Below are 16,010 nucleotides of genomic sequence, written 5' to 3' on the forward strand. Positions count from 1 at the left end.
CATGCGAACGCCGGCCTTTACAGCCTCTGCAATTCTGTCAAGCTCAATGTGACCAGGAATAAGTTCGTTCTTTGCACAGATGATTCCGACCATCGGCTGGTTAAGTTCTTCGTCCGTGTAGCCAGATGCGTAATAAAGCGAGCGGTGAGGAGCACGCGCAACTCCCTTACAAGCATTATCAGATTTTTTTGCCATTTTGTACCTCTGTTTTTGCGGATTTAATTTCGCACTTCGTTAGTTGGTTGATTTAGCCTATCGACTAGAATTATACTCACCCGAGATTATTGCGTAAAGTGAAAGATTAGAAAGGTTAAATTGATTTTTATGCAAGACAAACTAACATTCTCAAAATTGCGAGCGCAGCGCGAGCAATAAAACTCACCGATTCCCTGCAAATGCCCCCACCAGAGCGCGAGTTTTTCGCAAGAAAAAGTCGCGGGAAACGCTCGGACCAAACCTAAAGTTTTAAAATCAACTTGTAGCGTTTCCGTAAACACAATTCTGCAGTGTAAGAGTAGATGCCGAAATAAATTCGGCATGACGTCAGTTTTTAATCAGTAATTATCCCACTTAAAATCATCAAAGTCTTTTATTTGGCTCAGAAAGGAATTATGGAAGAATTTTTCTATTTTTCGGATTGTGAGCGGTTCTTTGTTCGCGTAATTCGGGTTCAGGTAAAAATATGCGTCGTACAAATTTTCGCGGGATTTAGTGTACGCGCTGTTGTCATCAATAAAAACAATGCCTGCAAGACTTTTTGAAATATCGCTCACGCTTAAATCACTTTGCGAATAAAAGTTCGACACTTCGCGGGCAAAATTGTCCATCTTAAAAAGCTCCATAAAAGTGCGGCGGCTCAGACTACGGTAAAAAAGATTGTTAAAATCACCAAAATCCACAGTCTCCTCGTTGAACCACGGATTTTTTACGATTGTAATCACCGAATATTCGTTGTCAATCAACTTGTTCCCGTAATCAAGGAATTTATATTTGTACGCCTCCGCCATCGCAAACGGCGAGTAATCTTTTACGGTGGAAAGCATGTTTGAATATTCGATTTTAAAATTGAATTTTATTCCGTCTTTGCTCTCGTAATTCACGTTCCGCCGGTTTTCTTTTACGGCAATTTTTAAAGCCTGAAAGATTTTATTTTTTTCGTAGCCGAGATGATTTTTTACTTCCATATAATCCAAACTCGAAAGATTGTCCACGCCAACAAGAATCAGTTTTCCCAGCGTTTCAAGGGCATATTTTTCAACTTTCTTAAAAATCTCGTCCAAAATATTCATGTGAATGCAGTTGAATGATTTTACGTCCGTAAAAATGTCCATATTTTTGAGGTGAAGGCACAAATCAATGTCGATTAGTTCTTTTTGTCCTATTTTTGCAGGAATCGATTTTTTATGCTGACGAATGTCGAGAATGTTGATGTAAGAAACATCAAAAAATTCAGAAAACTGAGTGTAAAAATCAAGAGCCACAAGCTCGCTGTAAGGTCCCGCCCACTGAGAATTGTGAGTTTCGCCGATATTCTTCACTTTTTCGCAAATATTTCGTATATCTTCCGAACTTCCCTTAAATTTTTCGTTCAGGCGCGAAAGCCGGTTCATAAAGTTATAGGCGAAAAAACTGATTTTTTGTCCGTTATCAAGATTCAGGGGTTGAATGCAGCGGTTGGTATTGTTTTTGTTTTTGATTTTCTTTTCAACCCAAAAAACGTCCGCAATCATTTTTTCAAGATTCTCAACGTCTGTCATAAATTCTATTTTAAGTCGTAAAAAATACCGCGCGCAAGGAATAAAAACTGTGTAAAAAATACTGAAATTTAAGATTAATTCGATGTACAGAGAGTTAAAAATAACTGATAATTTTATTAGCTTGAGAGGAGGTTTTATGACATCAAAAGAAAAAAAATACACTAAAAAGAAAAAAAGTACTGACTTTCCAGCTTGCCTGGAAACTCATTGTAGTAATCATTTTGGTTTTATCTTTCGCGGCTTCCGTAAGTCTCTACACCACCGCAAAAAATATTGCGGCAACTTTTGAAGAAAGCACAAGAGAATTGGTTCGGGAAACCGCTTTCGCAATAAACAGTCAAAACTCCCTGCACATGCAGCAGCTTCGAGCATACACTGCGCTCAACTATGTTGGACGAAGTTCAAATGACCCGATTGAAATTCAGGAAATGCTCAAAGACTTTGCAAAAAACCGGGGAAACAATTTTAAAAAGATTGCCTACGCCGACTACGCAACTGAGCAGTGCTTCTATGACGACGGAACCGTAAAAAACGTTTCAAATGAAGACTGGTTCAGAAAGATGAAAGACGGAAAATTGGGTCAGCTTTATGCAGAGCCGATTGGCGACAGTTTTGAAAATGGTCTCATTCCTTACTGCAAAACCAGCATCGTAAAAGACGACTACGGAAACGCACCTGGATTTTTCGTCGGTTTTGCCCCGATTATAGACCTTCAAAAAACAGTAATGAACATAAAAGGCAAAGATGTCGCAAGTCCTAAAGGTTTTGCCGTTATCGTCGATTCAAAAGGATATTATATTGCGGGTCCTGCCACCGAAACGATTTTGAAGTTTCCTTGCTGGACGCTTGAAATGTCAAAATACGCAGACGATGCAGTTGCATACATAAAAGATACCGAAAACAAGGAAATGCTTCACACAACCTTGCTCACGGGAGACTCAAAAAACGAAATCTTCCTTTATAAAGTTGCATCTACTACGTGGAGCGTAATTATAGTCGTTCCGACGGCAACTGTAAAAAAGACCCAGACAGATTTGATGAGAAGTCTGCTTTCAACAATCGTCATTACGGCTGTGATAATGTCAATTTTCAGTTCGCTCTTGCTTTATCACTACATAAAGCCGCTCAAAAAGGTCAATTCAAATCTTAAAGAAATTTCTACAGGAAACGCAGACCTTACGAAGCGACTTCCAGAAATGTCTGCGAACGAAATCGGCCAAGTCACGCACAACTTTAACGCATTCGTGGCAAGGCTTCAGGGGCTCATAACAGATATTTCAAAATCAAAGGACAACATGCTTATAGCCAACGAAGATGTTACAAAGAATCTTGGTGAAACGCATGAAAATATAAAGCAGCTCGACAGTTCCGTTGGAGACACGGAAAAGCACATGATAAAACAGATTTCTTCGGTTGAAGACTCCAAAAATATCATAGGAACGATTTCTGAAAAGATTTCCAATCTCGATTCGCTCATAAAACGTCAGAGCAACGCTGTTGAAGAGGCAAGTTCCGCGGTTGAGGAAATGATCGGAAACATTAAGAGCGTTACAAAATCAACCGTTCACATGAGCAACACTTTTACGACGCTCACAGGTCTTTCTGAAAAAGGCACAAATGCACAGAAAGAAATTCAGACGATTGTCAGCAAGATGGCCGAAAAATCAAAAGACCTTGACGTTGCAAATAAGACCATCGCAAATATTGCGAGCGAAACAAACCTTCTTGCCATGAATGCCGCAATCGAAGCCTCGCATGCAGGGGAAGCGGGCCGAGGTTTTGCCGTCGTCGCGGATGAAATCAGAACGCTTGCCGAGTCTTCGTCAATTCAGTCTAAAGAAATTAAAGACAAGATTTCTGACATCAAAAATCTTATTGACAAGGTTGTAGACGCCGCAAGCCAGGCTGATGCGATTTACCAGACTACAAACAGCGAGATGGCGAATACTTCGCAAATAGTTTCGACAATCAAAAATGCTATGGATGAACAGGACGTGGGTTCACAGCAGATTATCGACGTTCTAAAACAAATGCGAGAAGTTACTCTTGGCGTAAGCGAAGCTGGTATAAAAATGCAGAAGAGCCAGGAAGAATTGCAAACGCTCACCACCGAGCTTACGGATTCAACAACGCAAATGAAAAGCTCTCTCGAACAAACAAGTGTTTCTGCAAGAAGTGTAAAAGATATGGAAAGCAAGCTCTTAACCGCCGCAGAGGAAGTTAACGATGCCATCGGTGAGATTTCCGACCAGATAAACGGATTTAAAATCTAATAGCTCTGGATTCTAAATTACAGGTCGAATGTCGAGTTTTGAAACTTGAAATTGAGCCTAAATAATTGGATGCGCTACCGCAAAAAATCGTTTTGCCAGCGCATCCATTTTTTTTCGTTATAGTGCAGGAAGGTTATAAGAGCTAACCGAAAACGCAGTTTTATAAGTTTAAAATAAAAAAAGCTAACTTTTAAGTAAAAGTTAGCTTTTAGAGCGGCAGAAGGGAGTCGAACCCTCGTCTTCAGCTTGGAAGGCTGAGATAATAGCCGTTATATGACTGCCGCAAATGTGAATATATATTATGATTTTTAAGGATTGTTGTCAATACGGAAACGCTGAAAATTTTATTTTTTTACAGAAAGTCTACTTTTGCGTTTCCCGTGAGTTTTTCTTACAAAAAACTCACGCATTGGAGGGGAAGCTTGCAGGAGCTTCGCGCTTGCCGCGACAAGCACGGCGTCAAGCGCGAGGTTTGCTTTATTGCTCGCGCGCCGCTCGCAATCATTGAGCACACAGACATCTATCAATTGCAGTCATTCCGAACCCGTTTCGGAATCTTCCATAACTTAACGACAGATGCTGAATCAAGTTCAGCATTACGGCACCATACCCGTCCGCTCATACAGAAAACTCGCGCCTTGCCTCGAACAAAAATCAGTTTTCCATCAAGGCGACAAGTTTTTCGTAAGTCAAACTGGCTGTGGAAGAAAGCCTTAAATCGGCTTCTGGCAATTGAACCGTAGTTTCAATTCCAACGGCTTTCATTGAAGCCTTTTTTATTGCCTTTACGCCAGACTCCGCATCCTCAACGCCAATACAGTCTGTGTACCAAGATTCAGAACGTTCAGCAGCTTCCAAAAATAAATCTGGTTCCGGTTTTGATTTTTGCACCTTTGCCGCATCCGCGATTGCGCAAAAATAATCCGTAAGCCCGAGCCGCTCCAGAATCGCTGGAGCATTTTTGCTGCTCGAAGCAAGGGCCGCACGAACGCCGTGAGTTTTTAAGTCAATCAAAAGCTTTTTGATTCCCGGTAAAATGTCTTTTTCAGAAAGCGTCAAAAGCGAATCTTTATAGATTTCGTTTTTCTTTATGCACCAAGAAGCCTTTTTTTCATTGCTCCAAGTAACACCGTTTTCTTTTAGAATCACTTCGAGGGAAGCTTCGCGGGAAATGCCCAAAAGTTTTTTGTTCATCTCCAAATCGAATTTCAGGCCCTCTTCGTCAGCCATTTTTTTCCAGGCCGCAAAATGAAGCGGTGCCGTATCCGTAACAACACCGTCAAGGTCGAACAGAACAGCGGAAAGTTTGTTTTTTAACGAAAAAGATTTTTCCTCACCGGCACGTAAAGTAAACTCTTCGTTTCGATGAGTCAAAGTCAAAGGCTCGCTCCCCTCCCGGAGCGAATAAAGTGCTTTTTCGCGAGTCAGCTCAACGTCAACGACGGCTGAACGAATCGAAAGCGCGAAACGCAGTTTTTTCCAGCCCTCTGGCAAATGCGGGTTGAACGAATATTTTCCGCCGTAATCCTCAAAACCCGCAAATCCGTAAACCACGCTCATCCAGCTTCCGGCCATGCACGCCGTGTGAATTCCGTCCCGACTGTTTCCGTTCACATCATCAATGTCCATTCGCACGGTTTTGTTAAAATAATCGAGAGCTTTTTCTGAATCCCCAGTTGCCGAAGCCATAATGCTCATAATGCAGTGAGAAAGCGAAGAATCCCCGGTCGTGTATTTTTCGTAAAAATTAAAATTCCGCACTTTTTCTGCCAACGAGAATTTTCGGCTCAGCAAAAACTGTGCAAGAACCAAATCAGGCTGCTTTAAAACCCGGTGACGGTAAATCACGAGCGGATGATAATGCAAAAGAAGCGGAAAGTTTTCTTTTGGGGTGTGCGCAAAATCCCAGTCAGGTTTGTTCATAAAACTGTCATCCTGGGCGTAAACTCCAGCGTCTTTGTCAAACGGAATGTACATTTTTTTTGCGATTTTAGTCCATTCTGATTTTTCAGATTCATCCGCAGAATTTTTTGCCCGGGAAAGAGCAATCTCAAAAGTCTCACGCGCCATAAAATTCGTGAACGCGTTATTGTTCACGATTGCCGTGTATTCATCAGGTCCCGTAACATCGTTTATGCAAAAAGCACCGTCTTTGCCGTAAGAAAAACTTCCGAGCGAAGCGTACATTCTCGCGCTCTCCGCGCAAATTTCCTGCACGGCATTCTCGTCAATTTTTAATTCAGAATTTTCTTCGTGGGCATTCAAGAATCGGTTCAACGCAAAAACAATGTCCGCGTTTATGTGATACTGTGCAGTTCCCGCCGGGAAGTATGCGCTCGTCTCTTCGCCAGAAATCGTTCGCCACGGGAAAAGCGCGCCATTCAGGCTCATAACTTTTGCGCGCTCACGTGCCTTGTCCAAAATCGACGTGCGGTATTCAAGAAGTTTTTTTGCGACTTTTGGAGCCGTGTATGTAAAAAGCGGACAAACGTAACATTCGCTGTCCCAAAAAAAGTGCCCTTCGTAACCTTCGGAAGTTAAGCCTTTTGCCGCAATGCTCGCCTTTCCGCTCCGAGACGCGCTTTGCAAAAGGTGAAAAAGATTAAAGCGAAGCGCATCCTGCAAAGAAGAATTTGATTCAACAGAATCAGAGCTTTTTTCTTCAACGATATCGATGTCGGCAATTTTCCAGAAATCTTCGAGGAATTCTTCCTGCTCGCGAACGGCTTTTTCAAAACCATTTTTGGCAAATTCTTCACAAGATTTTTCAGCTTGATTTTTCAGATTCTCCGGGGAAGTTCCCCAAACATACGAAATAAATTTTAAAAGCGTAAAACTTTTTCCGCTTTCGAGAACAAAATCACCAAAACATGAAGGCGAAGAAGAATCAATGTCCGGAAAGATTTTTGAAGATTCAGATGAAGAAGATAAAAGTGATGATTCAGGGGATTTTTGCGCACCGTCTTTTTCATCAACTTTTAAAATATTAATCACTTTTCCTGCCAAAAAAAGAGACGACAATGCGGTATGAGCTTCAAAATAAAGTTCCCCGGCTTCCGCCTTTGTTTTATCGATAATCAGTGGCGTATGCCTGAACTTTGCGCCGATTCGAGGGTCGTCCTTTGCAAGAATATTTTTTGCCGACGTGTCTATGCATGAGGCAAGAGAAATTTTTTCGGGCTTTGAAGATTTGTTCGTCACCGTGTAACGAATCAAAGCACAATCTTCATGCACAAAAGAAACGAGTCTCTCGCTCTCAAGAGAAATCGCACTTTCGCCGTTAAAATTCCAGTCAGTTCTGCGGGTAAGAGTGCCTTTTTTTTCGTCCAAAGTAAGACTAAAAAAATCAACGTTCGCTTTTTCGTCGAACATGTTGAATCTGTGCCCGTCAACCGAAAGTTCAATACGTTTCGAGTCAGGAAGGTTCAGAATCGTCTCGTGATTCGTCGCATAGCCGTAGGCATTTTCACCGTACAAAATCGGTTCTTTATCATAAAATCCATTTATGTAAGTGCCTTTATGGAATGTTCCGGCTTTTTCTTCGGTATCTCCACGAAAACCAAGATTTCCGTTTCCGAGGGTAAAAAGCGTTTCGTTACGGGCAGCCTCACTGCCACCAAATTTTTGTGTCGAAAAAATCATAGGCGTCACCTACTAATCATCTAAGTTTTGACGCAGATGAACGCCGAAACACACAGCTGGGACACGGATATAAAAAACTTAATTTTAATTTATCTGCGACCAATCTGCGACTATCCGTATTTATCTGCGTTAGAAATCTAAAAGCTATTTGTTAAAAGCGTTCACTTCGTCTAGAGTTGGCAATGCGGGAATTGCGCCTCTTCGTGTAACGCAAATCGAAGCGACCGTGTTCGCGAACTGCAAATCTGCTTCAAGCTCGGCTTTTGTGAATGCAAACGAATTTTCCCGGCGGGTAAGTCTGTAAAGCATTCCGCCTGTAAAACTGTCGCCGGCTCCGGTCGTGTCAACAACTTTTACGTCCTTGCATCCGATTGTGCCAAAGATTCGGCTTCCGTCAGGCAATTTTGCGCCATAAAAAACGCCTTTTGCACCAAGAGTAATCATTGCGAGAGTCGGTCCAAAGTCAAGAATCTTGTTGGCTCCGTCTTCAATGCAGTTTTCTTTTCCAAAAAGCAGTGCGAGTTCCTCGTCGCTCACTTTTACGCTGTCTGCCAGCGGGAATATACTCTTCATCAAAGGAATCGCGTCGCTTCTGCCATTCCAAAGATTCGCACGGTAGTTCGGGTCATAAGAAATAAGTCCGCCCGCCTTTTTTACGATTTGGATTGCTGCGAGCGTTGAAGATTTTGCAGGCTCGTCCGTAAGAGAAAGCGAGCCGATATGAAAAATCCGTGCGTTTTTGAGCATTTCCTCGTTCAAATCTTCCGGGCGAATTTGAGTGTCCGCCCCCGGATTTCGGCAGAAACTAAAATGACGCTCTCCGTTCGGCTCAAGGCTCACGAATGCGAGCGTAGTGTGCTGAGAATCAGTGTAGCACATTCCGCTTGTGTCAACGTTAAGACCTTCAAGAACACGCCGCACGTCCTCGCCAAAAGAATCACGTCCGGTCATGCCGATGAACGCACCTTTTCCGCCAAGTTTTGCAACGGCACTCACGCAGTTTGCAGGTGCGCCGCCAGGATTTTCTTCGTAAAGCTTTTTTCCGTCGGAATTTGTTCCTGCGAACGTAAAATCAATCAGAATCTCGCCAAGCGCAACAACATCGTATTTTTTCATAAAATCTCCAGAAAACATTCTATTCAATTATTTCTTTTAGCCAGCGAACTTCGTAAGGCGCGAGAAGCTGTTTTTGATGATTCCAAAAATTTCGTCCCGTGAGCAAGTCCGTGCTGTTCTCGCTCCATGCGTCAATCATAAATTCCGCAGGGCTGTCGCTGAAATTCGCCACGACGTGAATCGTTCCGCGTCTGAACGCAAAAACTTTCGGATCCTGCACGTCGTAAAAAAAGATTTCGCTTCCGCCAAGCATAGGCTCATTTTTTCGGAGCGCGATGACTTTTTTAACGAAATCTTTGACCATTTTTTGGGAGGCAAGCTCGTTTTTTTCGCTCCAGTCAGTTTTTATGCGGTGAACCCAACGAGAATCATCTTTTTTGCTTTTTACATTGCGATAGCTGTAATCGTTAAAAACAGCTTTTTCGTCGCCAGCATACAAAAGCGGAATTCCAGGCAAAGCCATCTGAACGGCGTACATCATTTTTAAGCGCATTATCGCCATTCTGCGAAGATTTTCGTCATTTCGTTCCTCGGCCTGCTCAAGGCCCGCAAGACTCGCCATTGTGCCGCAAATTCGGCAGTCGCCCGTACTCGGATTCAGCTGAAACGGCTCTCCGCTAGCAAAAGTTCCGTCAAAACGGCCCGTAAAGAATCGGTTCAGGAATTTTCTGTGCTCGTAACCGTTAATGCCGAGCCAAGCCGCATCCTCGTCGCTGAACGTCCAGCCAATATCATCATGGCAGCGAATATAATTTATCCACGCACAGTTTTCCGGGATTCGCCAGCGATTTTTTAGGGAAGAAGTTAAAAGCCTTGCGTCGCGGGTTGCAACCGTTGACCAAAAAAGTGCCATTTGGAGCGGATTGTAACTCAGCCGACATTCTGAATCATTAATATATTTTATAACTTCGTCAGGATGAACAATCGCCTCGCTCTTAAACTGAAGCGACGGACAAGCGATTTTTGCCACGTACTGAAAAGCCTGAATCAAAGTATGAGCCTTTGAAAGGCTCTCGCAAGGAGTTCCCTTCTCTTTCCAGACGAACGCAAGCGCATCAAGACGAAGAACGTCCACACCAAGATTCGCAAGGAAAAGCATTTCTTCGCACATGGCAAGAAAAACTTCTGGATTTGAATAATTTAAATCCCACTGAAAAGAATTAAAGGTTGTCCAAACCCAGCCGTCAAATTCTTTTTTGTACGTAAATGAACCGCGTCGGACAGTAGGAAAAATCTCACGCAACGTGGAATTCCAGCTGTCAACTTCGGCCTTGTCTTTATAGATATAATAAAATTGCTTAAATTTTTCATCCCCGCGTTTTGCCTTTTTTGCCCAAATGTGCTCATCGCTGGTATGATTAAAAACAAAATCAAGAACGAGCCGAATTCCGTTTTTGTGGAAAGCCTCCGAAACTTTACGCAAGTCTTCGATTGTTCCGAGTTTTGGCTGAACTTTTCTGTACGAACTGATTGCGTAGCCGCCGTCATTTTCGCCCTTAGGACAGTCAAAAAGAGGCATTAAATGAACGTAATTTACGCCCAATTCCAAAAAATACGGAATTTTTTCGATTAATCCACGCAAATTTTCTGAGAACAAATCAACGTAAAGCATCATTCCCACGGTTTCTTGTTTTAAATACCACGGAAGATTTTCTTTTGAAGCGGCAAGTGCTTCTTCATCATTTTTTAAAAGATAGCCTTCTTGCCGTTCAAGAGACGCTTTTTTCATAATCGATTCCAGCCGGGAAAGAATCTGAAAAAAATCCCAGCGACGGCCGTACAACTCATACAGCCGTGCCGTAAGCTCACTCATATTTTGCTCAAGCAATTTCTGATACATAAATCACCCCTTAACAGAGCCTGCCAAAAGTCCGCGAACAAAGAATTTCTGCAATCCCAGGAATACGCCGAGCGGAAGGAGCATAGAAACGAATGCGCCAGCCGTCAACAAATGCCAGTCCGTACCACGGGTTCCGGCCATGTTCATAAGGCGTACCGTAACGACCTGCAATTTTTGTCCGGCACCGCTCAAAAATACGAGGGAAACAAGCATATCGTTCCAAACCCAGATGAACTGGAAGATTGCGAACGAGGCGATTGCCGGGGCCGAAAGCGGAAGAATAAGACGCACGAACGTCGTAAAGTGGCTAGAGCCGTCCAAGAATGCAGATTCGAGAATTGAACGCGGCAACGAGGAAATATAGTTATACATCATATAGGTCGCCAGCGGAAGACCAAAGCCCGTGTGCGCAAGCCAGATTCCGAGATAACTTCCGTTCAAACCGATTTTATTGTAGTCGCGGAGAATCGGAATCAAAGAAATCTGGAGAGGAACTACCAAAAGAGCAATAATCGCCGCAAAAAGCACGTTTCTTCCCTTAAAGCTGAGCCAAGCAAATCCGTAAGCCGCAGCAGCCGCAATCAAAATCGGAATGATTACAGAAGGAAGCGTTACTGTAATTGACGAAAGGAATGCGCTGAGCATGGTTGCACCGCGCACCGTAGAAGTTCCGGTCGCATTTCCAACATTAAAGCGCTGCCCGAACAAAACCTGATTATAGTTGTCGAGGGTAAAACTCTTAATGTCCGCAAATGCCTTCCACCAACCTGTTGAAGAAGCCGCATCGGCAGTCCTAAAAGATGTAACGAGGATTCCGATTGTAGGCAGAGTCCAGAGAATACAAAATGTCAGCAAAACAAACGTAACGAGTGAAGATGCTTTTGTTTTGTTTGCTTCAAGTGATTTCATTTAAACGCCTCCTTGTTTCGGAATTCTTTTAAGTTGTAATAAATTACAGGACTTACGCCAATCAAAATCAAAATCGCAATTGCAGAACCACGTCCATAATTCTGGAAAGTGAACATTTGCTTGTACTGCTGCGAAGCAAGAACTTCCGTACCAAAAAGTCCGTTTGTCATCGAGTAAACGATGTCAAAACACTTCAGCGCGGCAAGAAGAATTGTGGTGCTTACGCTGATAATCGAAGCCCGAATGTTCGGAATTACAACCTGCATAAGGATTCTGAACTCGCTCGCACCGTCAATGCGGGCAGCTTCAATCATTTCTTCAGGAACGGCTTTTAATGCCGCAGAAAGAACGACCATCGCGAAGCCGGTCTGAAGCCATACGAAAATCGCAATCAAAAACAAGTTGTTCCACGGGGCTTTTCCGAGCCAGTTCTGAGGCTCCCAGCCCAAGTGAACGACGATTGCGTTAAGAAGACCGATTTGCTCCGCACCGCCGAATTTAGCCGCATACATGAATTTAAAAATAACGCCCGCACCGACAAGCGAAATTGACATTGGCAAGAAAATCAACGTCTTTGAAAATTTTTCAATGTGACTTCGCTCAGCAAGAATCGCAACGGTCAATCCTAGAACAACGCTGAATCCCGTTCCGCAAACAAGCCAGATAAGCGTGTTTCTGATAGAAACCACCATGGAACGGTCAGTGAACAAGTATTTATAGTTATCAAGACCAATGAATTTTGTAGAAGTCTTGTCCATAAAACTCAAAAGCAACGAGCGCATGGTCGGCAAAAAAAGATACCAGCCCATAATCAGGACTGCCGGCCCAATAAAAATGTACGGAACGATTTTATTGTAAACTCTTGTAGGAAAAATCTGCGCAAGAAGATTAAGCGAATAAAAAATCAGAATGACGGATAAAACGCCCCAAACAATCGCCACCACGGTCGTAGGAACCTGCGAAAGCACATTATTTTTAAGGAGCATAAATCCGCTTGCAGAAACAATAACCGTACCGATTACAACCGCAATCGCCTTGATTATGTCAGAAACGGACGCATAAGCCTTGAGTGAACGTATCCCAGCCATGTTTCCCCCTTTATTAACTTTGCCACGAAAGCCGCAAGCCTGTAGCAGCCTGCGGCACTCCCTCACTTTTTTACTGAGGCCAAGTCTCGTCGATAACTTTCAAACATTCCTCGGCAGACTCAGCACCACTTACGTAGTTGACCATTCCTGTCCAGAATGAACCAGAACCTACTTCAGTTGGCATAAGGTCAGAAGCATCGAATCGGAATACGCTTGCACTTACAAGAATTTCTGCAATTTCGCGTTCAAGAGCATTTCCGTAGTCGTTGAAGTTCTGATTTTTGTGAGGGAACAAAGCACCGCCGATTCTAGCCCACGGAGCACAAGCTTCCCATGTTGTAAGGAACTTCATAAACTCTTTTACGCCAGGTTTGTCTGTGAATGCCACGAACTGGTCGCCGCCGCCAAGAACAGGCGTTCCCCACTGCGGGTCAACTCCAGGAAGAGCGAATACGCCAACGTTCTCCTCAAGGTTGCTCTGAATCTCATCCTGCATAAATCCAGTAATAAAGTTACCCTGTCGGTTCATCATCGCTTTTGGAGGATTTTCGAACAAAGGTTTTACACTGTCGCCGTAGTTCAAAGAAACGATGTTTGCAGAACCACCGTAAACATAATCGTTGTTAAGGAAAATCTCACCACAATATTTAAGTGCATTTACGATTGCCGGGTCGTCAAACTGAATTTCGTGGTTAACCCATTTGTCGTAAACGTCCGGTCCTGCAGTGCGGAGAACCATATCTTCAAGCCAGTCTGTTCCCGGCCAACCACTTGCGGCAGCTGATTCAAATCCAACAGACCACGGAGTAACTCCCTCATTTACCATTCGGGCTTCAAGTTCGCGAAGTTCATCCCATGTCTTAGGAATTGAATAACCGCGTTTAGCCCATTCTTTTTTGTTGTACCAAACGAAACTTTTTGCGTTAACACGATGGAAAACGCCATAAGTCGCACCGTTATAAGAACCAAGTTCCTTCCATACAGGTGCATAATTCTCTTCGATTGCCGCAACGACCTCTGAATCCAAAGGTTTAATCCAGCCAGCGTCAGCAAAACGCTTCATTGTGCCAGGCTGAGGAATAGCCGCAATGTCCGGCGGAGTGTTAGCCTGAGTTTCAACCTGAATCTGAACTTCAAAATCAGGACTTCCTTCATAAGTCACATGAAACTGAGGGTTCTGTTCATTGAAAATCTTTACGATTTCCTGAAACCTCGCCTCCTCTTCCCCACGGAAAGCACCTTCAATACGAATCGTCCCGTCATCAACTTTTGCAGCAGTTTTCTTCTCGTTGCAACCTACGCTCAAAGCGAGCAAAGCTGACATACCAAACGCAACTGCAACTTTTGATGCAGTTCTGACACAAACTTTTTTTTTCATACAGCCCCCTTTCGACAGAATAATCCGCCGTTTATAAAACCTGACTTATCTGCCAGTTGTTTTTCGCTCAATAACGTTAATCGGAACATACATCGTGGTTTCCCCCCGATTTCTGTCCGCAATGCGCTCCAAAATCAGTTTTGCAGCCATTCGTCCAGAATCCTCAAGACTCTGGCTCACAGAAGTTAGACCTATGTATTCCGCCATATCAATGTTGTCAAAACCAATAACCTTTATGCCGTCAGGAACCGGAATTCCTTTTTCGAGCGCGATTCTAACAAACCGTGCGGCAATCACATCGCTCGAACAGAAAACCCCGTCAGGAAGCTCCGGCTGGTCCAAAAACCGTCTGATTTCATCATCAAGATTTCCTTCCATAAAATTTCCGAGCCAAATATGATTCTCTGGAATTACAATTCCTCGGTTCGCACAATAAAATTTGAATCCGCGAAGACGCTCCTCAGTGGCATTCACCGCATACGGCAAGCTGGATTTTTCGCCAACAAATCCGGGTTTTTCAACCCCTTTGTCCAGCAAGAACTCCGCAGCTTTCTGCCCGCCTTTTAAGTTGTGAACAACAACACAGTCAAATCCTTCGTACTCATTTTCAACGAAACACACCGGAAAACTCGCGTCCCGCAAAAGCGAAAGGATTTTTTCGTTCAACTTCACACAAAGAAGCGCAAGACCGTCAACACGCTGCGTGTTTACCAGCATTCGTATGTAATTTTCCAAATCTTCTTCGGTGTCAATTGCATAAATTACGAGTTCGTAATGCATTGCGCTCAAAACCGCAGAAAAACCACGGAGACGTTCCATAAAAGAAGTCTGCGTAAAGAAAGGCGCGATAACCCCGATTTTTCGATAGGAGCTACGAGCCTTTGCAACCGCATCAGCCTTAGGAACGAAATTCAACTGTTTAATTGCGTCCTGCACGCGCTGGCGTTTTTCTTCCGCAACCCGATTAGGCTCATTAAGAACCCTCGAAACTGTTGCGGAACTAACCCCGGCCAATCGTGCGACATCATAAATTGTACTTTGTTTTGAAACTGCTTTCATGTAATTAGTTACAGTATACTGCAAAAAAATTGGCCGTCAAGAATAAAAAATGAAAATTTTATGTTATTTTAGGATTTCTCTAAAAATTCACAGTTTGAATATTTTCAGGGCATTCATTTAGGATTTTTAAGGAGATGAGCCTGTCAAAAAGAAAAAATATGTTACACTTGCTGTTTTTCACAAGCTCAACCATTATTTTCACAGAGTTTTACTCAAAATCCTCAAAATCAGATTGGAGCTGAATTGATTTTCGTTCAGTGCGAAGATTTTTTGATTTTTTTGAATGAAGGGATTTTTTTGAAGTAGATTTTTCAATGTCTCCATCCGTGAACAACGACATGGCGCGCTCGCTCTTTAAGCGTCTCGAACGAGATTCGCCTTCAAGAAATCTTGATTCGCAAGTTTTTTCGATTAAAAGATCGTTCGCGCTGTTCAACATGAATGAATAATGAAAACCTTCCGATTCTTCAAGGAATTCAGCAGCTTTTTCCAAATCCAAAAGAGCAATGCCAGCCTTCTTTTTTCCGTCGATTCCGATTTCCTCACGGATTTTTTTTGCAAGCACAGCTTCCGAAAAACGCGAACGTTCCCCCAATTTTACAAGTGCCTTTTGAATTTCAGTTTGAATTCTGTTCAAGTTCATAAAAATCTCCTGTCTACTGACAAAAACGGAACATAAAAAAAGCTCACCGAGCAAAATCGATGAGTTTTACCAGAGCGGCAGAAGGGAGTCGAACCCTCGTCTTCAGCTTGGAAGGCTGAGATAATAGCCGTTATATGACTGCCGCAAAATATATAAAAATGAAGAGCGGCAGAAGGGAGTCGAACCCTCGTCTTTAGCTTGGAAGGCTAAGATAATAGCCGTTATATGACTGCCGCAAAAATATATAAAAATGTAAGAGCGGCAGAAGGGAGTCGAACCCTCGTCTTCAGCTTGGAAGGCTGAGA

10 protein-coding genes, 3 tRNA genes and 1 pseudogene are annotated in these 16,010 nt (G+C 43.2%); 1 reads left to right on the forward strand and 13 read right to left on the reverse strand.

The window, feature by feature from the left end:
• Positions 1–195: pseudogene (locus tag JI65_RS15000) on the reverse strand (dihydroxy-acid dehydratase); the annotation flags it as partial.
• Between the two features lie 359 nt (positions 196–554).
• The gene (locus tag JI65_RS15005) at positions 555–1,757 is read right to left on the reverse strand and encodes a hypothetical protein (protein WP_191017978.1); all 1,203 of its coding nucleotides are present in this window, start codon (positions 1,755–1,757) and stop codon (positions 555–557) included.
• 221 nt (positions 1,758–1,978) lie between these two features.
• Here JI65_RS15005 and JI65_RS15010 point away from each other — a divergent pair, with 221 nt between their 5' ends.
• Entirely contained in the window at positions 1,979–4,030 is a 2,052-nt protein-coding gene (locus JI65_RS15010) for a methyl-accepting chemotaxis protein (RefSeq protein WP_191017979.1), read from the forward strand.
• 212 nt (positions 4,031–4,242) lie between these two features.
• Here the strand turns inward: JI65_RS15010 and JI65_RS15015 are convergent.
• From JI65_RS15015 to JI65_RS15065, 11 genes are all read right to left on the reverse strand, one after another.
• Positions 4,243–4,314, reverse strand: a tRNA-Gly gene (locus JI65_RS15015).
• A 370-nt stretch (positions 4,315–4,684) separates the two neighbouring features.
• Positions 4,685–7,672: a beta-phosphoglucomutase gene (pgmB, locus tag JI65_RS15020; RefSeq protein ID WP_191017980.1), complete on the reverse strand. Its 2,988-nt coding sequence runs from the start codon at positions 7,670–7,672 to the stop codon at positions 4,685–4,687.
• Between the two features lie 144 nt (positions 7,673–7,816).
• Entirely contained in the window at positions 7,817–8,788 is a 972-nt protein-coding gene (locus JI65_RS15025) for a carbohydrate kinase family protein (protein ID WP_191017981.1), read from the reverse strand.
• Positions 8,789–8,807: 19 nt separating this feature from the next.
• Entirely contained in the window at positions 8,808–10,628 is a 1,821-nt protein-coding gene (locus JI65_RS15030) for an amylosucrase (RefSeq protein WP_191017982.1), read from the reverse strand.
• 3 nt (positions 10,629–10,631) lie between these two features.
• Positions 10,632–11,537: a carbohydrate ABC transporter permease gene (locus JI65_RS15035; RefSeq protein ID WP_191017983.1), complete on the reverse strand. Its 906-nt coding sequence runs from the start codon at positions 11,535–11,537 to the stop codon at positions 10,632–10,634.
• The gene (locus tag JI65_RS15040) at positions 11,534–12,625 is read right to left on the reverse strand and encodes a carbohydrate ABC transporter permease (protein ID WP_191017984.1); all 1,092 of its coding nucleotides are present in this window, start codon (positions 12,623–12,625) and stop codon (positions 11,534–11,536) included. The genes JI65_RS15035 and JI65_RS15040 overlap by 4 nt, the downstream gene beginning before the upstream one ends.
• 70 nt (positions 12,626–12,695) lie before the next feature.
• Entirely contained in the window at positions 12,696–14,003 is a 1,308-nt protein-coding gene (locus JI65_RS15045; RefSeq protein WP_191017985.1) for an ABC transporter substrate-binding protein, read from the reverse strand.
• 45 nt (positions 14,004–14,048) lie between these two features.
• Positions 14,049–15,062, reverse strand: a complete 1,014-nt coding sequence (locus tag JI65_RS15050) for a LacI family DNA-binding transcriptional regulator (RefSeq protein WP_191017986.1) — start codon at positions 15,060–15,062, stop codon at positions 14,049–14,051.
• 208 nt (positions 15,063–15,270) lie between these two features.
• A complete protein-coding gene (locus tag JI65_RS15055) occupies positions 15,271–15,705 on the reverse strand; it encodes a hypothetical protein (RefSeq protein ID WP_191017987.1) in 435 nt (144 codons plus the stop codon).
• Positions 15,706–15,778: 73 nt separating this feature from the next.
• Positions 15,779–15,850: transfer RNA gene (locus JI65_RS15060), tRNA-Gly, on the reverse strand.
• Positions 15,851–15,869: 19 nt separating this feature from the next.
• Positions 15,870–15,941, reverse strand: a tRNA-Gly gene (locus JI65_RS15065).
• Between the last annotated feature and the right edge of the window lie 69 nt (positions 15,942–16,010).

The organism is Treponema zioleckii, from assembly GCF_014737315.1.
Taxonomy (GTDB): domain Bacteria; phylum Spirochaetota; class Spirochaetia; order Treponematales; family Treponemataceae; genus Treponema_D; species Treponema_D zioleckii.

Bases quoted from the DNA above. Each gene is read 5' to 3' on its own strand.
- pgmB (WP_191017980.1), bottom strand. From the start codon at position 7,672: ATGATTTTTTCGACACAAAAATTTGGTGGCAGTGAGGCTGCCCGTAAC.
- JI65_RS15025 (WP_191017981.1), bottom strand. From the start codon at position 8,788: ATGAAAAAATACGATGTTGTTGCGCTTGGCGAGATTCTGATTGATTTT.
- JI65_RS15005 (WP_191017978.1), bottom strand. From the start codon at position 1,757: ATGACAGACGTTGAGAATCTTGAAAAAATGATTGCGGACGTTTTTTGG.
- JI65_RS15040 (WP_191017984.1), bottom strand. From the start codon at position 12,625: ATGGCTGGGATACGTTCACTCAAGGCTTATGCGTCCGTTTCTGACATA.
- JI65_RS15045 (WP_191017985.1), bottom strand. From the start codon at position 14,003: ATGAAAAAAAAAGTTTGTGTCAGAACTGCATCAAAAGTTGCAGTTGCG.
- JI65_RS15030 (WP_191017982.1), bottom strand. From the start codon at position 10,628: ATGTATCAGAAATTGCTTGAGCAAAATATGAGTGAGCTTACGGCACGG.
- JI65_RS15055 (WP_191017987.1), bottom strand. From the start codon at position 15,705: ATGAACTTGAACAGAATTCAAACTGAAATTCAAAAGGCACTTGTAAAA.
- JI65_RS15035 (WP_191017983.1), bottom strand. From the start codon at position 11,537: ATGAAATCACTTGAAGCAAACAAAACAAAAGCATCTTCACTCGTTACG.
- JI65_RS15050 (WP_191017986.1), bottom strand. From the start codon at position 15,062: ATGAAAGCAGTTTCAAAACAAAGTACAATTTATGATGTCGCACGATTG.